Below are 25123 nucleotides of genomic sequence, written 5' to 3' on the forward strand. Positions count from 1 at the left end.
CGAGACGCCCGCCTGCGGCGGGTCCTCAGGATGAGGTCGCATTTCGCGGGCGACGCCTACTGACGCAGCATGATCAGGGGATCGGCGGTGTCGGGGACGCGCCGCCACTGCGCGTTGTCGTCGGCCTCGAACTGCCAGACATCGCCTGACTTCGACATCAGGATGATCTGGCCGCGCTCGAGCCGCCATTGCGTCGGGTTGAACTGCGCAATGGCCGGGTCACATCTCGGCTTGAGGAAGACCTGGAAATTGTCCTGGCCCGCTTCCGTGTTGGTCAGCGTCAGCCCGCAGACCGGCTGGCCGTTGCCGCGCACCATCGACCAGTCGCCGATCATCTGGTCCATCGACTTGGCCATCGAGCGCGCGGCGGCGAGGTCCTGCAGGATGTAGACGCCCTCGCCCTGGCGCAGGCCCTCGAAGATGCCGGCCTCGACCTCGGTGAAGTCGATCACGGCTTCACCGGTCGTATCCTGCAAGCGGACGATGTCGAGGCCCTTCACGCTCCAGGCGACGATGTCCTTGGTGAAGGGCAGCGCGGTCTTGCAGGCCGGCTCAAGCTCGAGCTTGAAGCCATGGCCTGCGGCATCGGCCTTGAGCGTGACGACGCAGGTCTTGCTGCGCTCGGTGGTCGAAAGCTCCCACTGCCCGGGCATCGATTTCTTCAGGCTCGTCGCATCCTGCGCCAACGCGGGGCCCATCGCGGCAAGACATGCCGCGATGGCGAATGCGAGAGCCCGGAGAACGGTCATCAGCGCCCCTTGAACGGCGTTTCCGCAACCGGCGTCAGCGGCGCCTTGCCGGCAAACCAGGACTTGAGATTGTCGACGACGAGCTGGTCCATGGCGTTGCGCGTCACCACCGAGGCCGAGCCGATATGCGGCAGCAGCACGACATTCTGCATGGACTTGAGCTCGTCCGGCACGGTCGGCTCGGCCGCGAACACGTCGAGGCCGGCGGCGAGGATGGTGCCCGATTTCAGCGCCTGGATCAGCGCCGGCTCGTCGACCACGGAGCCGCGCGCGACGTTGACCAGCACGCCGCGCGGGCCGAGCGCCTTGAGCACCTCGGCATTGATCATCTTGTTGGTCGAGGCGCCGCCGGGCACGATCACCATCAAGGTGTCCACCGCCTTCGCCATCTCGATCAAATCAGGATAGTGCTTGTAGGCGACGTCCTTGGACGGATTGCGCGAATGATAGACCACCGGCACCAGCGAGGCATCGAGCCGGCGCGCGATGGCCTGGCCGATCCGGCCCATGCCGACGATGCCGACCTTGCGGTCGCGCAGCGAGCCGACGCTGAGCGGATAGTTCTGCGTCTGCCAGAGCCCGGAGCGCACATAGCGGTCGGCCTTGATGAACTCGCGCAAGGTGGAGATCAGCAGGCCCATCGCGACGTCGGCGACCTCCTCGGTCAGCACGTCGGGCGTGTTGGTGACGATGATGTTGTGCTCGGCCGCGTATTTGGCGTCGATGTGGTCGTAGCCGACGCCGAAGCTCGCCACCATCTCGATCTTGGGCAGTTGCGACAGCGAATCCTTGTCGGCGCGGACCGTGTGATAGGTCACCGCCACGCCACGGATCTTTTCGCGGATCGCCGGGGTCAGGCGCTCGAGGTCACCGCGCGTCTCGGCCTTGTGCACGACGAAATGATCGGAAAACCCGCTTTCGAGGATCGGCCGCACCGGTCCATAAATCAAAAGATCGATCTTTTCGGACGAAATCGAACCGGTAGACATCAGCTTTCCTTTCCAAGCGCGCTTTCGTGCCAGCGCCGTAAAACGAGGTGGGAAACTAGCGCCAGCACCCCATAGATGACAATCCCGGCCAGCGACAACAAAAGCAGCGCCGCGAACATGCGGGGTATGTTCAAGCGGTAGCCCGACTCGGCGATCCTGTAGGCGAGCCCGGAGCCCGCGCCGGCCGTTCCGGCCGCGATTTCGGCCACCACAGCGCCGATCAGCGACAGGCCGCCGGCGATACGCAATCCGCCGAGGATATAGGGCAGCGCCGCCGGCAGCTTCAGGAAACGCAGGGTTTGTGGCTTTGATGCGCCATAGAGCTGGAACAGGCCGGCGAGGTTGCGGTCGACCGAGTTCAGCCCCAGCGTGGTGTTCGACAGCACCGGGAAAAAGGCGACGATGAAGGCGCAGACGACGACCGCGGTCTGCTGCTCCAGATAGATCAGGAGCAGCGGCGCAATCGCGATGACAGGCGTCACCTGGAGCACGATTGCATAGGGGAACAGCGAATATTCCACCCATTTCGACTGGTTGAACAGCAGCGCCAGCGCGATGCCGCCGATACTGGCGGCGACAAAACCTTCGAGCGTCGTCAGAAGCGTGGTCGCGAGCGATTGTGACAGCACCGCCCAATCCTTGATCAGTGTCAGGACGATGATCGACGGCGCCGGCAGCACGTAAGGCGGGACGTCCTTGATACGGACCACGAGTTCCCAGGCGAGCAGGCCTGCCGCGAAGACGACGACGGGCAGCACGAAGCGCATCGCGCGCTGCGCACCGGACGGCTTCGCGATGGCGGGGGCTTGCGCGTTCATAACGTCGACTGCCCCGAATAAGACGGCGCCAGCGCGGCGGACACACGCCGGCAATAATCGGAATAGGCGGCGGAGGTGCGAAACTCCTCACCGCGCGGCTCGACCGTCTCGATGCGGATATCGGCCTGGATGCAGCCCGGCCGCGCCGTCATGACCACGACTCGCTGCGACAGATAGACGGATTCGAACACCGAATGTGTGACGAAGATGACGGTCTTGCCAAGGCTGCGCCAGAGCGCGAGCAGATCGTTGTTGAGGCGGAAGCGCGTGATCTCGTCGAGCGCTGCGAACGGCTCATCCATCAGGAGGATGTCGGGGTCGGTGACGAGTGCGCGCGCCAGCGACACCCGCATCTTCATGCCGCCGGAGAGCTCGCGTGGGAATGCGTCGGCGAAATCGGCGAGCCCGACGCTGGCCAGCGCCTCATTGGCTCGCGCGCGTCCTTCCGCCTTCGGAACCCCGCCAAGCCTCAGCGGCAATCGCACGTTCTCGCGCACGCTGGTCCAGGGCATCAGGGTCGGCTCCTGGAACACGAAGCCGATGCCGTGACCCGGCTGCGCGGGGCCTTCGTGGCGCGCCACCCGCACGGTGCCCGATGACGGCGCGCTGAGCCCGGCGATCAGCCGCAGCGCCGTCGACTTGCCGCAGCCGGACGGGCCGAGCAGCGAGATGAACTCGCCCTTGCGCACGGCAAGATCGAGCGGGCCGAGCGCCATGACGCCGTTGTCGTAAGCCTTGGTCACGCCGCGCAGGCTGACGGCGAGAGCGGTCAGGCTGGCCTCGACGGCGGACGAGGTTTGGGCAGCGGACATCGACCGCGCGTTATTGCTTGCTCGGGCGCAGCTCGACACCGACGCCCTTGTTGACGAAGCGCAGCGTGTAGGACTTGCGGAAATCGAGATCGGCCTTCACCACACCCGCCTTCACCATCTTGTTGAAGAACGAGGTGTAGCGCTCGTCGCTCATCGCGCCGATGCCGTTCTTCAAGCTGTCGCCGGAATCGACGATGCCGTGTTCCTTCATCTTGGCGACGGAATAGGCGAGCAGATCGTCGGTCATCTCCGGGTTGAGCTGCTTGATCAGGGCGTTTCCGGCAGAATTGTCGCGGTAGATGTAATTGTACCAGCCGATCATGGAGGCATCGACGAAGCGCTGCACGAGGTCCGGCTTCTTCTCGACGATGTCGCGGCGGGTCTCGATCAAGGTCGAATAGGTGTTGAAGCCGTAATCGGCGAGCAGCAGCACGTTGGGCTTGAAGCCGGCGGCCTTCTCGACCGCGAAGGGCTCGGAGGTGACATAGCCCTGCATCGCGCTCTTGGGATTGGCGATGAAGGGCTGCGGATTGAAATTGTAGGGCCGGACGTTCTTCTCGTTGAAACCATATTCGGACTTCAGCCACTGGAAGTAGCTGGTCATGCCCTCCTTGGAGACGAACAGCGTCAGCGGCTTGAGGTCCTCGATCTTGGCGACCTTGGCATCGGGCTGCGTCAGCATCACCTGCGGATCCTTCTGGAACACGGCGGCGATGGTGACGACGGGGACGTTGTTCGCGACCGCATCGAACGACATCAGCGTGTTCGCGGCCATGAAGAAATCGATCTTGCCGGCGATCAGCAACATCCGGTTGTTCTCGTTGGGACCGCCGGGGACGATGGTGACGTCCAGCCCGTACTTCTTGTAGGTGCCGTCGGCCACCGCCTGGAAGAAGCCGCCGTGCTCGGCCTCGGCGACCCAGTTGGTGCCGAAGGTGACCTTGTCGAGCGTCTCGGCGCGCGCCGGCAGGACCGAGACCAAAGCGGCCATCAGGCCTGCCGTTAACGCTCGCCGCAGATGAGAGGGGGTCATGATGGCACTCCGTCGATCGTGGCTGGCCCAATCGCATCTGGCTCAAGTGAAGGCAACGCGATAGAACCGCATGAAGTTCGGGGACGCGAGCCAGTCGGGCCCGCGTCCCCTCATACCCCAAATTACGTGACAAATTCGGGCAAAGAAACCTTGATGACGCCGCCCCGTGACTGGATCGACATCAACTGGGCTCATGCCGGCCCTGCAGATGTGTCGCGTTGGATCGCGGTGCTGCCGCTGGCAGCGACCGAGCAGCATGGCCCGCATTTGCCGCTCGAGACGGACGTGCTGATCGCGGACGCCTATCTCGCGCGCGTGCGCGAGCTCCTGTCCGCAAATGTTCCGGCCAGCTTTCTTCCCGTCGAACCGGTCGGCATTTCCACCGAGCATATCGACTATCCGGGCACGCAGACGCTGCCGACTGACGCGGCGCTGAAGAGGTGGACGGGAATCGGCGAGGACATCGCGCGTCGCGGCGTGAGGAAGCTCGTCATCATCACCAGCCATGGCGGCAACAGCGCGGCCATGATGCTGGTTGCGCAGGACCTTCGCGCGCATCACAAGCTCTTCGTGGTCACGACGTCGTGGTCGCGGCTATCGGGGGCGGACAAACTGTTCCCGGCCGAAGAAGTGCGCCACGGCATTCATGGCGGCGCGGTCGAGACCTCGATCATGCTGGCGCGCTATCCCGATCAGGTGCGGAAAGATGCGATCGCGGATTTTCCGGCGAGCAGCATCGCGCTGGAGAAGCAGTATCGCTGGCTGTCGACGCAGCGCCCCGCGCCGTTCGCCTGGCAGGCGCAGGATCTCAACGCCAGCGGCGCGGTCGGCGATGCGACGTTGGCCGTCGCCGGGAAAGGCGAGCAGCTGATCGATCAGGGCGCGCGCGCCTTTTGCGAGCTGCTGGGTGAGGTCGATAACTTCGACGTGAACAGGCTCGCCAAAGGCCCCCTCGGCTAACCCGCATCCAACTGAAACTATTCGGGAAATGACCGCCTTCCGGGAGCGCCAGGTGGGCTTTCGAACCTGACACGGCATCCCTCCGTCCAACTGGGCACGCGGGCCACAACGGACCGCCTCAACACCGGATGGAGTTTCACATGTCGATCAAGACCAAGATTGCCGCCGCAGCTCTCGCTGCCCTCGCCGTCACCGGCAGCATCGCGTCCACCACCACCGCGGCCGAAGCCAAGCAGCCCGGCTGGGTCTGGGGTGTCGGCGCCGGCATCGCTACCGCCGCCGTCGTCGGCTCCGCGATCGCCGCCAGCAACGATCCCTATTACTACGGCTATCACCGCTGCGGCTGGGTCGCCCAGTACAACGCCTTCGGCCAGTACGTCGGCCGCGTTCGTACCTGCTACTGATCTGAGTACCTGAGGCCGATCTCCCACGTGGATCCTGCGTCCGACACGGGCGCCTCATCCACCCCGTGTCGTGCCCCCGACCCGCCCGGCTGTCCCCCCGGGCGGGTCATCTGTTTTGGGGACGGGACATTGTTGCAGCCCCGTCACACAGCGGTGCGAACCATCTTCTGCGGCAACGCGCGCCAGTTGCTATTGCGAATTAATCGCAATAAGGTTCGCAACAGGTCCAGGGGCTTGGGACGAAGTCGCGTCGAATCGAGATCATCTCGGCCGATTGCGTCGGCAACCGAGGCCTGATGACAGAGTGACCGCGAATCGGCAGGGATATCGCGGCGAGTGGGACACATTCGCGTTTGGGGGCGTTTCGTTTTGACGTTGAGAGGTCACCGTTACAGGTATTTGCGAACGGCCGCGGCAATTGCCTCGGGCGTGATGATTCTTCCCACCGCCAGCCGCGCGGCCGATCTGCCGCTGAAGGCCCCGGCGCTGAAAGCCGTTTATGACTGGACCGGCCTCTATATCGGTGCGCATGCCGGCTACAGCCGCGGCTCGTCGCACTTCGCACTGAACGACGGCACGGCCATCAATGACAGCGGCGTCTTCAGCGGCATGATCGGCGGCGTGCAGGCGGGCTACAATTACCGGCTCAACTCCGGCTGGCTGGTCGGCGTCGAAGGCGATTTCTCGTTTCCCAACTACATCACCTCAAATTCGATCGTCTCGTTCCTGACAACGCCGGCCAACACCGTCACGCAGCAATGGGACTACACCGCGAGCCTGCGCGGGCGCGTCGGCTACACCAGCGGTCCGTGGCTCTTCTATGCCACCGGCGGCTTTGCATGGATGGGCGAGCGTTATTTCAACACGCCGGCCTCGGGCGAAGAAGTCCCGAAGATCCTGAACACGCGGCCCGGCTGGATTGCGGGTGCGGGCATCGAATATGGCTTCGCACCGCATTGGAGCGCGCGGCTCGAATATCTCTACAGCCGCTTCGATAGCGCCAACGTCGCATTTTCCACGGGCGCGCAATACACCTCGTCCGCGCTCGACTTCCAGACGATCAGGCTCGGCCTCAACCGCAAGGTCGATTGGCCGGGCATGCCAGGCTACAACCCGAACAGCTCGCTGATCGACACGGAATCGGATCGCTGGGAGATTCACGGTCAGAGCACCTATCTGCCGCAAGGCTATCCGTCGTTCCCCGCCCTCTACAGCGGACCGAACTCGCTCTCGCCGTCGCGGCAGGCCAAGGCGACCTGGAGCAACAGCCTGTTCCTGAACGCGCGGCTGTGGGACGGCGGCGAGGTCTATTACAATCCCGAGCTGCTCCAGGGCTTTGGATTGAACGACACGGTCGGTGCGGCCGGCTTCCCCAACGGCGAGGCGCAGAAGTCGAACTTCCCCTATCCGCACTACAACACCTCGCGCCTGTTCGTGCGCCAGACCTTCGGCTTCGGCGGCGAGCAGGAAGAGCTCGCGAGCGGCCAGTTGCAGCTCGGCCAGAAGGTCGACGTGTCCCGTCTCACCGTGCAGGCCGGCAAGTTCGCGGTGGTCGACGTGTTCGACGGCAACGCCTATGCCAAGGACACCCGCAAGGACTTCATGAACTGGTCGATCTGGGCGCCGGGCGCCTTCGACTATTCCGCCGACAAGGTCGGCCTCACCTATGGCGTGACGGCCGAGCTCAACCAGAAGCAATGGGCCCTGCGCGGCGGCTATTTCCTGATGGTCGCGGAACCAAATTCAAATCATTTCGACACGAGGGTCGGCGAGCGCGGCCAGTACGTGCTCGAGCTCGAGACGCGCTATTCCCTGTTCGGCCAGGCGGGCAAGCTCAGGACCATGGGCTGGGTCGACAGCGCCAATATGGGCAGGTTCCGCGAGACGCTGGACAATCCCGCGCTCAATCTCGACATCGCGCAGACCCGGCGCGGCCGCCTCAAGGTCGGCTATGTCGTCAACCTCGAACAGGCGATCACCGAGGATCTCGGTCTGTTCGGCCGCTGGAGCTGGAACGACGGCAAGAGCGAAACGCTGGCGTTCACCGACATCAACCGCAGCCTGTCCGGCGGACTGTCGATCAAGGGCACGAAATGGGGCCGGCCCGACGACGTCGTCGGCATCGGCGGCGCCATCAATGCGATCTCGCAGGACTATCGCGACTTCCTCGCCGCCGGCGGCCTCGGCGTTCTCGTCGGCGACGGCGCGCTCAACTATCGCAAGGAGCGCATCCTCGAAACCTATTACGCCTATGCGCTGAACAAGAACGTCACGCTCACCGCCGACTACCAGCTCATCGTCAATCCCGCCTACAACGCGGACCGCGGGCCGGTGTCGGTATTCTCGGGGCGGCTGCACGGCGAGTTCTGAGCCCGCGGCTCAGAACAGGAGCGCGACACCCGAGACGAACAGCAGGGCCAGCACGATCTTGCGGAACGCGGCCTCGTCGATCCGGCCGAACAGTTTCAGCCCGAGCCAAGTGCCGGCAAACAGGAACGGCAGGCCGAGCGCGAACAGTTTCGCCGTGTCGAGCGTGAGCGATCCCTTGGCGCCGAGCCAGAACGCCGCCATGGCGAACACCACGACGGCAACCGGCTGGAACGTGGCACGCTGCGCGTCCTTGGGCAGGCCGCGCAGATTGCACCAGATGGTAACGACGATGCCGGCAAGGCCGGTCAGCCCGCCGAGCAGGCCGTTGACGAAGCCAACCGTCATGTCGGCGGCCGGCGGCGCGGAGGTGGCGAGCTTGAGCTGCGGCCGGAAGAATGCATAGAGGCTGTAGGCAATCAGGATCGCACCGACCGCAATGCGGACACTCTTCGGATCGGCCCAGGTCAGAAGCGACACCCCGGCCGGCACACCGATGACGGCACCGACGATGAAAGGCCACAGCCGGCGCCAGTCGAGCGCAGCGCGCAGCTTCCAGACCGAATAGCCCTGCACGAGAAGGCCGAAGCCGACGATCAGGCTGGCGCTCTGAAGCGGCGTCAGCACGTAAAGCCACAGCGACGCCGCGACGAGGCCGAAGGCGAAGCCGGAGAGGCCGGCGACGAATGCGCCGGCGAAGGTGGCCAACAGAAAAAGCGGAAGCTCGATTGCGATCCCGTCCATTGCTCGCTCCATAGGACAGCGAGCAGCGCTTGCGTGGGATCACCACTTCACGGGGAGGCTGCGACATCCCCGGATTGCAAGTCTAGGTGAAGCCTCTTCCTGGCACAATGACCTTTGTTACGCCGCCCGGATCGCGTTCAGGAATTTTCCGACCTCGGTCTTGAGGCGGGTGCTCTCGCCGGACAGCGATCTGGCGGCGGCGAGGACGTTGGCGGAGGCCGATCCGGTCTGGCTCGCGCCGTGCTGCACGTCGACGATGCTGGCGGAGACCTGCTGGGTGCCGCGCGACGCCTGCTGCACGTTGCGGGAAATCTCGCGCGTCGCCGCGCCCTGCTCCTCGACCGCCGAGGCGATCGCGGATGCGATCTCGGACATGCGGGTGATGGTGTCGCCGATCGCCTTGATGGCGCCGACGGAATCCTCGGTGGCGGCCTGGATACCTGCGATCTGCTGACTGATCTCGCCGGTGGCCTTGGCGGTCTGCTCGGCCAGCGCCTTGACCTCGGAGGCGACGACTGCGAAGCCGCGTCCGGCCTCGCCGGCGCGCGCCGCCTCGATGGTGGCGTTCAGCGCCAGGAGGTTGGTCTGGCCAGCGATCTGGCTGATGAGCTCGACGACGTCGCCGATCCGCCCGGCGGCCTTGGCGAGCTCGCCGACATGATCGTTGGTCCGCTCGGCCTGCTGCACGGCTTCGCCGGCGACGCGCGCGGAGTCCTGGACCTGCCGGCTGATCTCGTCGACCGACGAGGCCATTTCCTCTGCCGCCGCGGCAACGGTCTGCACGTTGGTGGAGGCCTGTTCGGACGCGGCTGCGACGGTCGCGGTGACCTGCTCGGACTGTTCGGCCGTGCTCGTCAGCGTTCCCGCCGAGACCTCCAGCTCCGAGGATGCCGACGCGACGGTGCTGATGACGTCGCCGATCATGGCCTCGAAATCGCGCGCGATCTGGTCCATGCGCTGGCTGCGCTTGAGCTTCGCCTCGGCTTCGATCGCGGCCGCCTCGTCGGCGGCCTTCTGGGCGAGAAGCGAATCCTTGAAATGCTGGAGCGAGCCCGCGACCTGGCCGATCTCGTCATTGCGGCCCGTCGCCGGAATCTCGACGTCATGCCGACCGGCGGCGAGCGTCCCGATCACGTCGGCGAGCCGGCTGAGCGGCGTCACCACGCGGCTGCGCAGCATCATGGTGACGCCGGCGAGCGTGCCGAGCAGCACCAGGACCGCAACGCCCGCGAGCGCGAGCATCGCCAGCGCGCCATCACGCGAGGCCGAGGCGCGCTCGCCCGCTTCCGCGAGCGCAGCGTCGCGCACGCCGTAGAACATCTGGATCGCCGGCACGATGGCATTGGCGAGCTCTTCGGCGTTGACGCCGTACTTGCCGTCGCCCCTCGCCGCGGGCATCTCCTTGTCCACGACGGCCGCTGCTTTTCCAAAATAGGATTCGCTCGCCGCCTTCTGCGCCGCGGCGATGCGGGGCGGGCTCCCAAGCTGATCGATGCCGGCCTCGATGCGTTCGCGATCGGCCTCGACACGCCCCTGCATGCGATCCATCAGCGTTATCTCGGCGGCCGTCAGCGGCCGGCGTGCGCTCAGTGCCGGCGACAGCGTGGCGGCGCGGCTGCCGGCAGAGACACGGAGATCCTGCGCCGTCCGCGCCAGGCTCAGTAACGCCGCAAGTGAGGAATCGGCGTTGACGACCTGCCCTTCGAGCTGATTCATGATCGGCTCGATGTTGCCGATGACCTCGGCAACGCCGGGCAGGAAGCCCTTGATCACACCACTGTCGCGCTGCGCCAGGGGGACGCTCATCGCGCGATCTGCGGCCGTGGTGACCTCCTTGAGCCGCCGCGCGGCACGGTCGAGCTTTTCGATCATCGGTCCGGCGTCACCCAGCGCCAGGAAAGTGGGTCTTGCCTTCTCGAATGCCGCATCGGCCGCCTTTGCAGCCTTGGCGGCAGCGTCGATCTGGGCCTGCGTGGCAGCACCTTCCTGGAAGATCGGTCCAATGTAGGGTGCGCGGAGGCCGGCGACCTGCTGGCTGACCATCAGGGTCGCACCAAAAGCGTCGACCGTCTTGATCGCGTCGGAACGGTTCGTGAAGATGCGCGTCTGGGGTATCAGCACCTCGGCGCCGAGGATGACTGCAAAAACCGTCACCGTCAGCATCGACAGCGCGAAAAGCTTCCCAATCCGCATCCCCGGTCCCCCAAATGCATTTACAAATGCGGAGAACCTAGCCGGCGGCCACTAAGACCCCGTTAAGCACGTGCCCGTAGTTCCGCGGGTCTCATGCCGTCGCAGACCGTGCGGAACGCGCTCGGCCACGCGGTTCCCTCGCGGCGAGGGATGCGACAGAATTGCCAGCATTTCCGCACCGAATACCTATATCAATGCGTGTGCCGGCAGCCGCCTGCCATACTTGCTTACCTCGGAACGTCAATGCTCTCGGTCGAACTCGTCATCGTCGTCATCCTGATCGTCATCAACGGCCTCTTGTCCATGTCGGAGCTGGCCGTGGTCTCGTCGCGGCCGGCCCGCTTGTCGCTGCTCGCCGCCAAGGGCGTGCGCGGCGCCGAGCGCGCGCTGACGCTGGCGGCCGATCCCGGAAAATTCCTCTCGACGGTGCAGATCGGCATCACGCTGGTCGGCGTGCTCTCGGGCGCCTTCTCCGGCGCGACGCTCGGGCAGCGGCTGACGCAATGGCTGATCGAGCTCGGCCTGTCCTCCGGCATCGCCGACATCGTCGGCGTCGGCCTCGTCGTCACCCTCATCACCTACGCGACGCTGATCGTCGGCGAACTGGTGCCGAAACAGGTGGCGCTGCGCGACCCCGAAAGCATCGCGGTCAGGGTCGCGCCCGCGATGCACCTGCTGGCGAAGATATCGCTGCCGCTCGTCTTCCTGCTCGACCTCTCCGGCAAACTGATCCTCACGCTGCTCGGCCGCGGCGGCAAGGCCGAGGAGAAGGTCTCGGAGGACGAGATCCATCACCTCGTCAGCGAGGCCGAAAGCGCCGGCGTGCTCGAGCCCGGCGAGAAGGAGATGATTGCCGGCGTGATGCGGCTCGGCGACCGGCCGGTCGGCGCCGTCATGACGCCGCGCACGGAAGTCGACGAGATCGATTTGAACGACACGGCTGAAACCATTCAGGAGATCATCGCGAAGAGCCCGCATTCGCGCTTTCCGGCCTCCGACGGCGATCGCGACAAGCCGATCGGCGTGCTCCAGGCCAAGGACCTGCTGGTCGCGTACATGAACGAACGCGCGCCCGACCTGCGGGCGCTGGTCCGCGAAGCGCCGAGCATTCCCGCATCGGCGGATGCCCGCGATGTGCTCACGATCCTGAAGGCGGCTCCGGTTCATGTCGGCTTCGTCTACGACGAGTACGGCGCCTTCGAAGGCGTGGTCACCGCGGCCGACATCCTGGAATCGATCGTCGGCGCGTTCCATTCCGAGGAGGGTCCGCCGGAGCCGGCTTACGTCAAGCGCGCGGATGAATCGCTGCTGGTCGCCGGCTGGATGCCGGTCGACGAATTCGGCGAGCTGCTCGGCATCGAGCTGCCGCCGCATCGCTTCAACACGGTGGCGGGCCTCGTGCTGCAGCAATTCAACGTGCTGCCCAATGTCGGCGACGCCTTCGACCTCGGCGGCTGGCATATCGAGGTGGTCGATCTCGACGGCAGGCGGATCGACAAGATCCTGGCAAGCCGAAGAGGTGAGCAGGCGGCGGCGTGAGGGGCAGGCGCTAAACTCTCCACGTGTCGTCCCGGCCTAGTGCGCAATTGCGCACTAGGCCGGGACGACGGCGGAGTTTTGGGCGCGAGCTTGCCCCCGCTCACGTCCCCTAGCCGAACCTCACCCCGATCCGCTTTTCCTTGCGCCAGACCACGGTGCAGGACAGATGCGTTCCGTCGGCCTGGATGAACAGGGTGAAGTGTTCGGGAATGCCGACCGGGCTGGTGACGTCGAGCGCCGCGCCGGTGTCCGAGAAATTGCGGACGGTGCAGTCGATCGCGCCGCCGCCGAACTCGATCGTTCCGGCCTTCAGCACCCGATGCCTGGCTTTGTCGCGCCGCTCGTCCATAGGGTGAATTTACACCCAAAGTTGAACCAAATGCCGATTGCCAGCCTCGCTCGCGGTGAATTTACACGATCGGGCCCAACGTGGCCGCGGGCGGAGCGGACAGCGCCGGCTGGAACGTCTCCGCCCGCGCCATCTGCCAGGCGTCGCGAAACCGCGGGTCTTCCGTGCCTTCGAGCAGTTCGCCCGGGCGCAGCGCCGGATAGAGCTGCGCGAACGACTTCACCTGGGTCGTCGACGTCCGCTGGTTGAAATGGATCGGGCGCAGTTCCTGCGGATGCTCGAGGCCGGCCGCGGCGATCAGCTCGGTCAGCGAGTGCAGCGTGGCATGGTGATAATTGTGCACGCGGTCGATCTTGAGCGGCACGTAGAGCGCGCGGGCCCGGGTCGGATCCTGCGTCGCCACGCCGGTCGGGCAGCGGTCGGTGTGGCAGCTCAGCGACTGGATGCAGCCGAGCGAGAACATGAAGCCGCGCGCCGAATTGCACCAATCGGCGCCGATCGCCATCGCGCGCGCCATGTCGAAGGCGGTGGCGATCTTGCCGGAGGCGCCGACCTTGATGCGGTCGCGCGCATTGATGCCGACCAGCGCGTTGTGGACGAAATTGACGCCCTCGCGCATTGGCATGCCCAGATGGTCCATGAACTCCAGCGGCGCCGCGCCGGTGCCGCCTTCATTACCGTCGACGACGATGAAATCAGGGTAGATGCCGGTTTCCAGCATCGCCTTGCAGATCGCCAAGAACTCCCAGGGATGGCCGATGCAGAGCTTGAAGCCGGCCGGCTTGCCGCCGGACAGGCGCCGCATCTCCGCGATGAACTGCATCATGCCAACAGGCGTCGAGAACGCCCGGTGCGAGGCCGGCGAGATGCAGTCCTCCCCCATGGCGACGCCGCGGATTTTTGAAATCTCCTCCGAGACCTTCGCCGCCGGCAGCACGCCGCCATGGCCGGGCTTGGCGCCCTGGCTGATCTTGAGCTCGACCATCTTGATCTGGTCCTGGCCGGCGACGCGCGCGAACGCTTCGGGGTCGAAGGAGCCGTCGAGATGGCGGCAGCCGAAATAGCCGGAGCCGATCTCCCAGATGATGTCGCCGCCCATCTCTGCGTGATAGGGGCTGAAGCCGCCCTCGCCGGTGTCGTGCGCGAAGCTACCCTTCCTGGCGCCGGCATTCAGCGCCCGGACCGCGTTCGGGCTCAGCGCGCCAAAGCTCATCGCGGAGATGTTGAACACCGAGGCCGAATAGGGCTTCTTGCAGTCGGGCCCACCGATGGTGATGCGGAATTTCTCCTCGGCATGCGCCTTCGGCGAGACCGAGTGATGCATCCACTCATAGCCCTCGCGGTAGACGTCCTCCTGGGTGCCGAACGGACGCTTGTCGAGCTCCATCTTCGCGCGCTGGTAGACCAGAGAACGGGTGTCGCGCGAGAACGGCATGCCGTCCTTCTCGCTCTCGAAGAAATACTGCCGCATCTCGGGGCGGATCTCTTCGAGCAGAAAGCGGATATGCGCCGAGATCGGATAGTTGCGCAGCACCGCATGGCTCTTCTGCAAGAGGTCGCGGACGCCGAGCAGCGTCAGGGCGCCAAAGATCAGGATCGGGATCAGCAGGATGTCCGAGATCTTGCGGTCGGAGATGCCGATGCCGATCAGGAGCGCCATGACGACCGCGCAGATCGTCAGCACGATGAAGCGCGGCGAGAACGGCAGCAGCAGGGTCTCCATGAGCCCCTCCTCCGCCAGTGCCAAACGCTTCGGCGATTCCTGCTTTTTGCTGTCGTCGGCCACGATCCCATCCTCTCGCCGGCATGAGGCGGTACGATACGCCCGCCCCTGTCATACGGATATGACGCGGCCCTTGTTTCAGGCTAGCGAAATCGGCCGCGGCAGATCAATCCGCCGAGAGGTTGGGGCTTTCGCAGCGCAGCAGAGGGGGGATGGGAGGGTAGATAGCCCGGCAAGGTGCTTTACCCACCGCCGGCCGTCCTGGCGGAAGCCAGGACCCATTACCCCTGAATGGGGTTGTGCGAAGACTAGCAACGACCAGCCTTCGCCAAACTTGGCTCGGTGCGTATGGGTCCTGGCTCCCGTGCGCAATTGTGCACCAGGCCAGGACGACACCGAAACAACAAGCCGCAGCGCTTAGCGCTCGACGAAGGCCTTCTCGATCACGAAATGACCGGGCTTGTTGCCGGACCCTTCGATGAAGTCGCGGCCCTCGAACATCACCTTGAGCTCTTCGAGCATCGCCGGGCTGCCGCACATCATGATGCGATCGGTCGCGATGTCGAGCGGGCCCTGGCCAATGTCGTTGAAGATCTGCTCGGAGTTGATGAGGTCGGTGATGCGGCCGCGGTTCCTGAAGGGCTCGCGGGTCACGGTCGGATAGTAGATGAGCTTGTCCGCGAGCAGCTCGCCGAACAGCTCGTCCTCGCGCAGGGTCGCGACCAGCTTCTCGCCATAGGCGAGCTCGGAGACCTGGCGGCAGCCATGCACCAGCACGATGCTCTCGAACTGCTCGTAGACCTCAGGGTCCTTGATCAGGCTGGCGAAGGGCGCAAGGCCGGTGCCGGTCGAGAGCAGCATCAGCCGCTTGCCGGGAATGAGATTGTCGGTGATCAGGGTGCCGGTCGCCTTGCGGCCGACCAGGATGGTGTCGCCTTCCTTGATCTTCTGGAGGCGTGAGGTGAGCGGGCCGTCCTGCACCTTGATCGAGAAGAACTCGAGCTCTTCCTCGTGGTTGGCGCTCGCCATGCTGTAGGCGCGCAGCAGCGGTCGGCCGTCGACCTCGAGGCCGATCATGGCGAACTGGCCGTTCTGGAACCGGAAGCCGGTATCGCGCGTGGCGCGGAAGCTGAACAGCGTGTCGGTCCAGTGGTGGACAGAAAGAACCTTCTCTCGGTAAAACGCGCTCATGATTTTCGATATTCCGAATATTTGCGGTTTTAGGGCAAAAGCGTTGCCCGGCCCTGAAATCGGGGCGGTCACCATTGCCATGGCGGAGGATTTCGCGTGTGTGATCTACGCCATTGAGACCAATAATCAACCTCGTTTCGGATGCAATTGATGCCGATCAAACCGGCATTTGCGGCAGAACTGGCCGCATCATTAATGAATCTGCTGCCGGGCGCGCGAAGAGGGCAATTTCTTTTCCCTTCGAGGCTCGATTGCAGCACTTAATTTCCGTCGCGCTCGCGAGAATTTCATTAAGAATAGCTCTGATTTTCATCCCGGTATGGCGCCGATTCCCGCATTTTTGCGGCTTTTGGCGCCAGGAACGACTGACGAGTGACTGAAGCAGATGGCTGGCAGCGAGCGGATCTTCGTCCAGACGATCAGGCGCTACTGCGCCCGCCACGGCATTGCGGTCGATGTCCGCGCCGGCGGCTGGCTGATCGCGATGCACCTCGGCGAGACGCGCCGCTTCGCCTTCGGCTACGATATCGGCCTCAACAGCGCGATTGCGCATCGCCTCGCCAACGACAAATCGGCGACCGCCGAGGCGCTGACGCTGGCGGATGTGCCGTGCATTCCGCATCAGCTCTTTCTCAACCCGAGGCTGGGCGTGCACGTCGCCGGCCCGGGCTGGCATGAAGCGATGCTGGCGCGGCTCGCGCAAAATCCGCAAGGCATCGTGGTGAAGCCGAACGAGGGGACATCGGGGCGCTCGGTATTCAAGGTGACGGCGGCGGCGGAGCTCGACCACGCGGCCCGCGAGGTCTTTTCGATGAGCGCGGGGCTCGTGATCTCGCCCTATGTCGCGATCGAGGAGGAGGTCCGCGTGGTGCTGCTCGATGACGTGCCCCTCGTCGTCTACAGCAAGCAGCGTGGCTCGGACTGGCGGCACAATCTCGATGCAGGCGCCAAGCCGGTGCTCATCGAGGACGGCGAGGTCCGCACGGCTTGCGTGAAGCTCGCGACCGATGCCGCGCGCGCCATCGGCATCGTCTTCGCCTCCATCGACGTGGTCCGCGTCGATGGCACCTGGCGCGTGCTCGAGATCAACTCCGGCGTGATGATGGAAGCGCTGGCGAAGCTGCACCCGGAGTTGGTCCAGGCGGCGTATGACGCGGCACTGGATCGGGTGTTTGGGGAAAGATAGCAGCCGCGACGCAGGTGCCCACCCTCCCCTGGAGGGGGAGGGTCGGCTCGCAGCGCGTCAGCGATGCGAGACGGGGTGGGGTGAAAGTCTCTCCACCGAAGCGGTGCCCGTGCGGAGAGATCACCCCACCCCGCTCGCGCTACGCGCGATCGACCCTCCCCCTCCAGGGGAGGGTAAGAAAGGCGCCCCTAATTATTCGCACTGGCCGAATCGTCCATCGACTTGAACGCTTCCTCCAGCTGCAGGGAGATCGGCACGTTCAGACGTTCGCCGGTCGGAAGCCGTGCGATGAACCATTTGTTGTAGAGTGGGATGAGGTCCTGATTGGAGCCGAGCTTGCGGAAGGTACGATCGACCACCGCCGTCAGCTGCGGCTCGCCTCTCTTGAACATGATGCCGTAGGGATCGTAGGACAGATAGTCGCCGGTGACGCGGAACTTGTTCTGCGACTTGTGGCGCGCGATCAGGCCGAACAGCAGGATGTCGTCGGTTGCGAACGCATCGGCCTTGCCGTCGACGAGGATCTGATACGACTGCTCGTGATCCGGCGAGGTGATGATGTTGAGGCCGAGCGAGAACTTCTTGTCCGCCGCCTGGATCGCCTGCTCGTTGGTGGTGCCTTTCGTCACCACGATGGACTTGCCCTTCAGATCGGTCAGCGACTGGACGTTCGACGCCTTCGGCACCATCAGCTTGGTGCCGGCGACGAACATCAGGGGCGAGAAGGCGACGCGCTTGCCGCGCTCGGCATTGGCGGTGGTCGAGCCGCATTCCAGGTCGATCTTGTTCTGGAGCACGGCGTCGATGCGGTCGTCCGAGGTGACCTTGACGTAGTCGATTTTGAGATTGGGATCGTCGACCTCGACGCCGATCTCCTCGACGATGGCCTCGCACAGTTCGAGGCTGTAGCCGATCGGACGACCCGACTGGTCGAGGAAGGAGAACGGCGGCGAGCTCTCGCGATAGCCCAGCCGCACGGTATGCGCTTTCTTGATGGCCGACAGCGTCGGGCTAAGCCCTTCGCTGCCGGTCTGCGCTGAGGCCCCGGTTGCCAGCAGACACGCTGCCAGCAACAGGCTGCCCGATATCGCCCATGAGCGGCGCATGATGCACCTCCGTCAATGGCCGGCCATCGCGGGCAATTCGCCAGGCACCATGTCCGGCGTCGCCACCTCGCCCGGTCCGAGCTCGTGCTCGGGCCCGAGCTCGCCTTCCCACTTCGCGACCACGGCGGTCGCCAGCGAGTTGCCGATCACGTTGGTGGCGCTGCGCCCCATGTCGAGGAAGGTGTCGATACCCATGATCATCAGGAGGCCCGCCTCGGGGATGCCGAACTGCGACAGCGTCGAGGCGATCACGACAAGGGAGGCGCGCGGCACGCCGGCGACGCCCTTCGAGGTGATCATCAGGGTCGCGAGCATCGCGAGCTGCGTCGCGAGCGACATCTCGATGTGGTAGGTCTGCGCGATGAAGATGCTGGCGAAAGTGCAGTACATCATCGTGCCGTCGAGATTGAAGGAGTAGCCGAGCGGCAGCACGAAGCTCGAGATCCGCGACGAGGCGCCGAACTTGGTCAAGCCCTCCAGCGTCTTCGGATAGGCCGCTTCCGAGCTCGCGGTCGAGAACGCGATCATCAGCGGTTCGCGGATCAGCTTCAGAAGATGGCTGTAGCGCGGCCCGATCACGAGGAAGCCGACGACCATCAGGATGACCCAGAGGATCGCGAGCGCGAGATAGAAACCGCCCATGAAGACGACGAGCTTCCACAGCACGCCAAGGCCGTTCTTGGCGACGGTGGCGGTGATGGCGGCCCACACCGCGAGCGGCGCGAATAGCATCACGTAGCTCGTCACCTTGAGCATGATGTGGGCGACGTCGTCGATCATCGCCAGGATCGGCTTCGACCGCTCGGGCATCGAGCCCATCGCCACCGAGAAGAACACGGCGAAGATCACGATCTGGAGGATCTCGTTCTGCGCCATCGCGTCCGCGATCGAGGTCGGGATCAGATGGGTCAGGAATTTCTCGATGGAGAAGGCCGAGACCGGCAGGCCGGTCGATTGTCCCGCCTGCGGCAGCGTGCCGGGGAAGTTCGCGCCGGGCTGAAGCAGGTTGACCATGACGAGACCGAGCAGCAGCGACACGAAGGAGGCGCTGACGAACCAGCCCATGGTCTTGGCGAAGATGCGCCCGAGCCGCGAACCGCTTCCCATATGCGCGATGCCGCCGACGAGGGTCGCGAACACCAACGGCGCGATGATCATCTTGATCAGGCGCAGGAACATCATGGCGATCAGGTTGATGGAGGAGGCCCATTCGGCGCGTGTGTCGGGCAGGAAGTTGAAGATCGCCGCCCCCATGACGATGCCCAGCACCATCGCGGCCAGAATGTATTGCGTAAACCTGTTCGACATTGAACGACCCCCACTAACACCGGCCGCTTCATGATGTCGCAGATATGACGATCACGCAACACGCTTGGCGAGCGATCGCGTTGGCCGGATGTTCCCGTTGTGAAACGACCCTCCGCGATCTAGCCTTCATGCAGCGCACAACGAATGCGGCTTGCACGTTTTCTTTGCGGCGGCTGCATCAATAATCGTCAAACAAATGAAGAGGGAAACGCCATGAGCGGCAACACCAATCGCCAGATTCTGCTGGTGGAGAAGCCCAGCGGCAAACTCGGTCCTGAACATTTCAAGATGATCGAGGGCGCGATGCCGGAGCCGAAGGACGGCGAGGCCTTGCTGCGCGTGCGATACATCTCGCTCGACGCCGCCAACCGGGCCTGGATGCACGGCGCGACCTATCGTTCGGCCGTCGAAGCCAACAGCGTGATGGCCGGCGGCGCCATCGCCGAGGTCGTGAGCTCAAAGGCAATGGGGCTTGCGGCAGGCGACATCGTGTTCGGCGACACCGGCTGGCAGGAATATGCCGCGGTGCCGGCGAAGCATCTGACCAAGATGCCGAAGCTCGAGCCGATGACGCATCTGCTCAGCGTGTTCGGCATCGCCGGCCTCACCGCCTATTTCGGCCTGCTGGAGGTCGGCAAGCCCAAGGAGAGCGAGACGGTTGTGGTCTCGGCAGCCGCGGGATCGGTCGGCTCGATCGTCGGACAGATCGCCAAGATCAAGGGATGTCGCGTCATCGGCATCGCCGGCGGTGCCGACAAGTGCCACTGGCTGACCTCCGAGCTCGGCTTCGATGCCGCCGTCGACTACAAGGACGGCGCGGTGTTCAAGGCGCTGCGCGCGGCTGCGCCGAAGGGAATCGACGTCTATTTCGACAATGTCGGCGGCGACATTCTGGAAGCATGCCTGCCGCAAATGAACAATTACGGCCGCATCGCCTGCTGCGGTGCGATCTCGCAATATGACGGCGCCCCCTCCGCGCACGGCCCGCGCGGCGTGCCCGGGCTGATCGTGGTGAAGCGGCTGGTGATGCAGGGCTTCATCGTGATGGACTACATGAAGGACAGCCAGCGTGCACTCGCCGATCTCCAGGCCTGGGTGAAATCCGGCAAGCTGAAGGTGCAGGAGGACATCATCGATGGCCTCGAGAACACGCCGAAAGCGCTGATCGGATTGCTCGCGGGCGAGAACCGCGGCAAGCGCATGGTGAAGCTGACGACCTAGTCACGTCGCAATTGCACTGACATTATCTACTTGCGGTAGAGGCCAAAGCGGCCAAAGATGCCGCTCGCGAGGCATCACTCGCGACGATTGCGCTTGCATACCTTTTTGAAAATTGTCGGCATGACCGACAGGGCAGGAATTCACTCAGATGTTCAACACGTTGAAACATGCCTCAACGCGCACCGCGTTGCTTGCCGCAACTCTCTTCGCAACTGCAACAGGCGCATTCGCGCAGGCGCCGACCGAGGCCCAGAAGAGCGCCATCCGCTCCGCATGCCGCTCGGACTTCATGGCGCATTGCTCGAGCGTGACGCCCGGCGGCGTTGAAGCGTTTCAATGCCTTGCCAAGAACATGTCCAGCCTGTCGTCGGGATGCCAGGCCGCGGTTCGCGCTGTCGAGCCGGCAGCCGCGCCGAAGACCGAAGCGGCGCCTGCCAAATCCGAACCTGCAAAGACGGAAGCCGCGCCCGCCGCCGAGCCCGCGGTCAAACCGGCAGCGGCAGCCGCCCCGAAAGCGGCAGCGCCAAAGCAGCCGAGCAGCGCGCAGGTGTCCGCGATCAAGAGCGCCTGCCGCGGCGACTATCCCAAGGTCTGCGCCGGCGTGCCGCCGGGCGGCGCGCCGGCGCTCGAATGTCTGGAGAAGAACAAGGCGAAGGTGTCGGCGGGCTGCGCCAAGGCCGTGAATGCGGCTTCGGGCGGCGGTACGGCGGCGGCCGCGCCCGCTGCCGGTGCAGCACCGGCTGCAGCGGCGACGCCTGCCGCGGCACCGGCCGTGATCGTGCTGCGCCCATTGCTCCCGCGCGAAGAACTGTTCATCGTCCGGTCGGCCTGCGGCGCCGACATCCGCACGCTCTGCGCCGGCGTCGCGCCCGGCGGCGGCCGCATCATCCAGTGCATTTCCAACAACGCCGCCTCACTGTCGCCGGCGTGCAAGGACGTGCTCGCCCCGTTCGCCGCACGTTGAGGCAGGGCATGATCACGTGCCAAGGCGCGTGATCATCACGGAGCGTCGCGCGAATGAATTTTCGCGCGGCTGCGGCGACAAACCATTTGCAAACATCCGATTTCAATCACGACAAGACCGGGAGAAAGACATGCGTTCGTTGCTGCTGATCGCTTCCGCGCTGCTCGCCTTCGCCGCGACCATGACGTTCGAGGCCACCGACGCCAAAGCGGTGGTGTGCGCCCGCGGCGTCTATCGCGCCGGTTGCGCCGGGCCGAACGCGGCCGTCGTCGTCCGCAAGCCGGTTCCCGTGGTCCGGTGTACCAGGGTGCTGGTGAACGGCGTCTACGTAAAACGCTGCGTCTGACCCCCGGGTGGTCAATCCGGCGCGGTTTGGCTATGTTCGCGAATGAGGATTTTGGACACGCGCAAAGCGTGGGTCCGAAAGCGAGCTTCGGCGTGCCGGCCTTGCCGATAATTCCGCTGGCGCCGGACGTCGGAGCACATTAGTCTACCCCTAGATAGTAAGTATACTGTCAATTAGGGAGGCAGACGTTGCGGATCGCCGTGATTGGCGGGGGGCCCGGCGGGCTCTACTTCGCCTATCTCTGGAAGAAGCGTCACCCCGAGGATCAAGTCGACCTGTTCGAACAGAACCCGGCCGACGCGACCTGGGGCTTTGGCGTCGTGTTCTCCGACCAGGCCCTGGAGTTCCTGCGCGCCGACGACCCCGAAACGGTCGACGGGATCGCGCCGCATATGGAGCGCTGGGAGAACATCACGCTGAACCTCGGCGGCGACAGCATCGCCATCGACGGCGTCGGCTTCTCCTCGATCGGGCGGCTCGAGCTCTTGAGGTTCCTGCAGCAGCGCGCGCTCGATGCCGGCGTCACCCCGCGCTTCGACACGCCGGTTCACGGCGTCGACCAGCTCAACGGCCACGACCTGATCGTTGCCGCCGACGGGCTGAACTCGCTGGTGCGCCGCGCCTATGAGGGCGATTTCGGCACCTCGTTGTCCTACTCCTCCAACAAGTTCGTCTGGTATGGGACGTCAAAACGCTTCGACACGCTGTCGCAGACCTTCGTGAAGACCGATCGCGGCGCCTTCAACGCGCATCACTACCGCTATTCGCCGACCATGAGCACCTTCCTGGTCGAATGCGATTACGCGACCTGGCAGGCCTATGGCTTCGCCTACAAGGACGTCGAGCAGTCCAAGGGCGTGTGCGAGGAGGTGTTTGCCGACACGCTTGGCGGCCATTGCCTCGTCTCCAACAAATCGGTCTGGCGCAATTTCCCCTGGGTCTGGAACGAGCACTGGTCGTTCAAGAACATGGTGCTGATCGGCGACGCGCTGCACTCGGCCCATTTCTCGATCGGCTCGGGCACGCGGCTCGCGATCGAGGACGCGATCGCGCTGGTCAAGGCGCTGGAATCCGATGCGCATCTGACCACCGCGCTGCAGCGCTACCAGGCCGAGCGCAAGCCGGTGGTACAGAAGCTCGTCAACGCGGCCCGCACCAGCGCCTTCTGGTACGAGCACTTCGCCCAGCACATGCAGCTTGACCTGATGGATTTCGCCTACAGCTACATCACCCGCTCCGGGCGCATCGACGATGCACGCCTGCGCCACATGTCGCCGGCCTTCATGGCGCGTTACGAGGCCGCCAGGAATGGCGCAGGCGACGGCGGGGATGCGGCCAGCGAGGCGACCGCATGAGCAACGAGATCCGCGACAAGGTGCCCGCCGACAGCGCGGGCACGCGCGAGATCGGCTTTGCCGTTCCGCAGGCCTATAACGCCAGCCGCGTGCTGTTCGACAATCTCGGCAAAGGCTGCGGCGACAAGCTCGCCCTCATTGGCCCCGCGGGCACGCGCACCTATGCCGAGCTCTGTGCTGAGGCCTGCCGCTGGGGCAACGGTTTTGCCTCGCTCGGCCTGACGCGCGGCGACCGCGTGCTGCTGTTCCTCGACGACACACCGGCTTATCCCGCCGCCTTCTTCGGCGCGGTGCGCGCCGGCTTCGTGCCGCTGCTGATCAACACGCTGACGCCGCCGGACCTCCTGCAGTTCTATCTCGCCGATTCCGGCGCGGCCGTTGCGGTCGCCGATGCCGAGTTCTGCGCACGCTTCAATGCCGAGGCGTGCCAGGAGACGAAGCTGCAGACACTGATCGTCGTCAATGGCGAGGTCGGCGAGCACGCCGCGCCTACCGCGGTCGCGGCGGCAGGCTGGCTCGCGCAATTCCCGACCGAGCTCGCCGAAGCGGACACCGATCGCAACGAGATGGCGTTCTGGATGTACTCCTCCGGCTCGACGGGCCGGCCCAAGGGCATCGTGCATCTCCAGCACGACATGGCCTATAGCGATGTCGCCTTTGCGCGGAATGTGCTGAAGCTGACGCCGGATGACATCTGCTTCTCGGTGCCGAAGATCTTCTTCGCCTACGGTTTTGGCAATTCCGTCACCTTCCCGTTCTCGGCGGGCGCGGCGACGCTGCTGCTGCCGGGCCAGCCGAAGCCGGCGGCGATCTTCGCGGCAATCGAGCAGTACAGACCGACGGTCTTCTTCGGCCTGCCGACTCTCTATACCTCGCTGACCAAGGCCGAGGGCGCAGAGAAGACGAATTTCTCGTCGCTGCGCATGGCGCTCTCCGCCGCCGAAGTGCTCTCGGCAGAGGTCTTCAACGGCTGGAAGACGCTCACGGGGCTCGAGATCGTCGAAGGCCTCGGCTCGACCGAGGTCCTGCACATCTATCTCTCCAACCGGCCCGAGCAGAAGAAGCTCGGCGCCGCGGGCTTGCGCGTGCCCGGCTACGAGGTCGCGCTGCGCGACAAGGACGGGCGCGACGTCGGCGACAACGAGGAAGGGATTCTGTGGGTGCGCGGCGATTCCAACACGCCGCTGTACTGGAACCGGCCGGACAAATCCGCCGAGACCATCCGCGAGGGCGGCTGGATCTACACCGGCGACCGCTTCGTCCGCGATGCCGACGGTTTCCACTTCTTCCGCGGCCGCGCCGATGATCTCATCAAGATCTCCGGCCAGTGGGTCTATCCGCTCGAGGTCGAGCTGTGCCTCGCCGACCACCCCGATATCCGCGAATGCGCGGTGTTCGCGGCCGAGCTGCCGGACCGGCGCATGACGCTGAAGGCGGTGGTGGTGATGAACAACCGCGCGGCCGATCAGGGCGAGGCGACGCGGAAGCTGCAGGATTATGTGAAGAGCAAGCTGCTGCCCTACAAATATCCGCGCGAGGTGATTTTTATCGACGAGCTGCCGAAGACGGGAACGGGAAAGATCGATCGGCAGGCGCTGTTGCGGATGTGAGGCGAGGACGGAGTTCCGCGCACCGCAATCGTAGGGTGGGCAAAGCGACTTGTCCGTCGTAGCTCGAAGAGCGAAGGCGGAAGCGTGCCCACGACTTGTTGTCCGTTGGAGACAGGTGGTGGGCACGGCGCAAGAGCGCCTTTGCCCACCCTACGA

The 25123-nt window shown here is 64.8% G+C and carries 23 protein-coding genes; 11 read left to right on the plus strand and 12 right to left on the minus strand.

The window, feature by feature from the left end; genetic code table 11:
* Positions 1-56: 56 nt before the first annotated feature.
* The 5 genes from XH79_RS12120 to XH79_RS12140 are packed head-to-tail and all read right to left on the minus strand — an operon-like array spanning position 57 to position 4401.
* Positions 57-749, minus strand: coding sequence for an AprI/Inh family metalloprotease inhibitor (locus tag XH79_RS12120; protein WP_271581812.1), 693 nt, complete (start codon positions 747-749; stop codon positions 57-59).
* Positions 749-1738 carry a 2-hydroxyacid dehydrogenase gene (locus XH79_RS12125; protein WP_271581813.1) on the minus strand — a complete coding sequence of 330 codons (990 nt, stop codon included), beginning with the start codon at positions 1736-1738 and terminating at the stop codon, positions 749-751. Before XH79_RS12125 ends, XH79_RS12120 begins: the two co-directional genes overlap by 1 nt.
* Entirely contained in the window at positions 1738-2556 is an 819-nt protein-coding gene (locus tag XH79_RS12130; protein WP_271581814.1) for an ABC transporter permease, read from the minus strand. The genes XH79_RS12125 and XH79_RS12130 overlap by 1 nt, the downstream gene beginning before the upstream one ends.
* Complete coding sequence (locus tag XH79_RS12135) at positions 2553-3368, minus strand: ABC transporter ATP-binding protein (RefSeq protein ID WP_271581815.1); 816 nt, start codon at positions 3366-3368, stop codon at positions 2553-2555. The genes XH79_RS12130 and XH79_RS12135 overlap by 4 nt, the downstream gene beginning before the upstream one ends.
* 10 nt (positions 3369-3378) lie before the next feature.
* On the minus strand, positions 3379-4401 hold the full coding sequence (locus tag XH79_RS12140) for an ABC transporter substrate-binding protein (protein ID WP_271581816.1): 1023 nt from the start codon (positions 4399-4401) through the stop codon (positions 3379-3381).
* Positions 4402-4554: 153 nt separating this feature from the next.
* Between XH79_RS12140 and XH79_RS12145 the strand changes: the two genes are divergently transcribed.
* From XH79_RS12145 to XH79_RS12155, 3 genes are all read left to right on the plus strand, one after another.
* The gene (locus XH79_RS12145) at positions 4555-5361 is read left to right on the plus strand and encodes a creatininase family protein (protein ID WP_212345618.1); all 807 of its coding nucleotides are present in this window, start codon (positions 4555-4557) and stop codon (positions 5359-5361) included.
* Positions 5362-5501: 140 nt separating this feature from the next.
* Entirely contained in the window at positions 5502-5765 is a 264-nt protein-coding gene (locus XH79_RS12150; protein WP_026312161.1) for a hypothetical protein, read from the plus strand.
* A 399-nt stretch (positions 5766-6164) separates the two neighbouring features.
* Positions 6165-8135 carry a carbohydrate porin gene (locus XH79_RS12155; protein ID WP_442869948.1) on the plus strand — a complete coding sequence of 657 codons (1971 nt, stop codon included), beginning with the start codon at positions 6165-6167 and terminating at the stop codon, positions 8133-8135.
* 9 nt (positions 8136-8144) lie between these two features.
* Here the strand turns inward: XH79_RS12155 and XH79_RS12160 are convergent, their stop codons facing one another.
* Both XH79_RS12160 and XH79_RS12165 read right to left on the minus strand, forming a co-directional pair.
* On the minus strand, positions 8145-8876 hold the full coding sequence (locus XH79_RS12160) for a sulfite exporter TauE/SafE family protein (RefSeq protein WP_271581818.1): 732 nt from the start codon (positions 8874-8876) through the stop codon (positions 8145-8147).
* A gap of 117 nt (positions 8877-8993) precedes the next feature.
* Entirely contained in the window at positions 8994-11069 is a 2076-nt protein-coding gene (locus XH79_RS12165; RefSeq protein WP_271581819.1) for a methyl-accepting chemotaxis protein, read from the minus strand.
* Positions 11070-11312: 243 nt separating this feature from the next.
* Between XH79_RS12165 and XH79_RS12170 the strand changes: the two genes are divergently transcribed.
* Positions 11313-12608: a hemolysin family protein gene (locus XH79_RS12170; RefSeq protein WP_271581820.1), complete on the plus strand. Its 1296-nt coding sequence runs from the start codon at positions 11313-11315 to the stop codon at positions 12606-12608.
* Positions 12609-12717: 109 nt separating this feature from the next.
* On the opposite strand, the gene XH79_RS12175 is transcribed toward XH79_RS12170, so the two are convergent.
* The 3 genes from XH79_RS12175 to XH79_RS12185 all read right to left on the minus strand — a co-directional run bounded on the left by XH79_RS12175 (position 12718) and on the right by XH79_RS12185 (position 15871).
* Entirely contained in the window at positions 12718-12957 is a 240-nt protein-coding gene (locus tag XH79_RS12175; protein ID WP_271581821.1) for a PilZ domain-containing protein, read from the minus strand.
* A gap of 61 nt (positions 12958-13018) precedes the next feature.
* Positions 13019-14743 (minus strand): FMN-binding glutamate synthase family protein, encoded by a 1725-nt coding sequence (locus XH79_RS12180; protein ID WP_442869949.1) that lies wholly within the window; start codon positions 14741-14743, stop codon positions 13019-13021.
* A 354-nt stretch (positions 14744-15097) separates the two neighbouring features.
* Complete coding sequence (locus XH79_RS12185) at positions 15098-15871, minus strand: ferredoxin--NADP reductase (RefSeq protein ID WP_212345633.1); 774 nt, start codon at positions 15869-15871, stop codon at positions 15098-15100.
* On the opposite strand from XH79_RS12185, the gene XH79_RS12190 reads away from it, so the two are divergent.
* Both XH79_RS12190 and XH79_RS12195 read left to right on the plus strand, forming a co-directional pair.
* A complete protein-coding gene (locus tag XH79_RS12190; RefSeq protein WP_156528319.1) occupies positions 15870-16022 on the plus strand; it encodes a hypothetical protein in 153 nt (50 codons plus the stop codon). The two genes, XH79_RS12185 and XH79_RS12190, sit on opposite strands and share 2 nt — an antisense overlap.
* Positions 16023-16256: 234 nt before the next feature.
* Entirely contained in the window at positions 16257-17057 is an 801-nt protein-coding gene (locus XH79_RS12195; protein ID WP_271581822.1) for an ATP-grasp domain-containing protein, read from the plus strand.
* 188 nt (positions 17058-17245) lie between these two features.
* Here the strand turns inward: XH79_RS12195 and XH79_RS12200 are convergent, their stop codons facing one another.
* Together XH79_RS12200 and XH79_RS12205 are read right to left on the minus strand one after the other, a co-directional pair.
* Positions 17246-18163: an amino acid ABC transporter substrate-binding protein gene (locus tag XH79_RS12200; protein WP_271581823.1), complete on the minus strand. Its 918-nt coding sequence runs from the start codon at positions 18161-18163 to the stop codon at positions 17246-17248.
* A gap of 12 nt (positions 18164-18175) precedes the next feature.
* Entirely contained in the window at positions 18176-19471 is a 1296-nt protein-coding gene (locus XH79_RS12205) for a dicarboxylate/amino acid:cation symporter (protein WP_212345641.1), read from the minus strand.
* A gap of 213 nt (positions 19472-19684) precedes the next feature.
* Here XH79_RS12205 and XH79_RS12210 point away from each other — a divergent pair, with 213 nt between their 5' ends.
* The 5 genes from XH79_RS12210 to XH79_RS12230 all read left to right on the plus strand — a co-directional run bounded on the left by XH79_RS12210 (position 19685) and on the right by XH79_RS12230 (position 24967).
* Positions 19685-20692, plus strand: a complete 1008-nt coding sequence (locus tag XH79_RS12210) for an NADP-dependent oxidoreductase (protein WP_212345643.1) — start codon at positions 19685-19687, stop codon at positions 20690-20692.
* A 148-nt stretch (positions 20693-20840) separates the two neighbouring features.
* Positions 20841-21656 (plus strand): hypothetical protein, encoded by an 816-nt coding sequence (locus XH79_RS12215; protein ID WP_271581824.1) that lies wholly within the window; start codon positions 20841-20843, stop codon positions 21654-21656.
* A gap of 130 nt (positions 21657-21786) precedes the next feature.
* Positions 21787-22002, plus strand: coding sequence for a hypothetical protein (locus tag XH79_RS12220; RefSeq protein WP_271581825.1), 216 nt, complete (start codon positions 21787-21789; stop codon positions 22000-22002).
* Positions 22003-22190: 188 nt separating this feature from the next.
* Positions 22191-23357 carry an FAD-dependent monooxygenase gene (locus XH79_RS12225; protein WP_212345647.1) on the plus strand — a complete coding sequence of 389 codons (1167 nt, stop codon included), beginning with the start codon at positions 22191-22193 and terminating at the stop codon, positions 23355-23357.
* Entirely contained in the window at positions 23354-24967 is a 1614-nt protein-coding gene (locus tag XH79_RS12230; RefSeq protein WP_271581826.1) for a benzoate-CoA ligase family protein, read from the plus strand. Before XH79_RS12225 ends, XH79_RS12230 begins: the two co-directional genes overlap by 4 nt.
* Positions 24968-25123: the final 156 nt, after the last annotated feature.

It is taken from the genome of Bradyrhizobium sp. CCBAU 45389 (assembly GCF_028128625.1).
Taxonomy (GTDB): Bacteria; Pseudomonadota; Alphaproteobacteria; order Rhizobiales; family Xanthobacteraceae; genus Bradyrhizobium; species Bradyrhizobium liaoningense_B.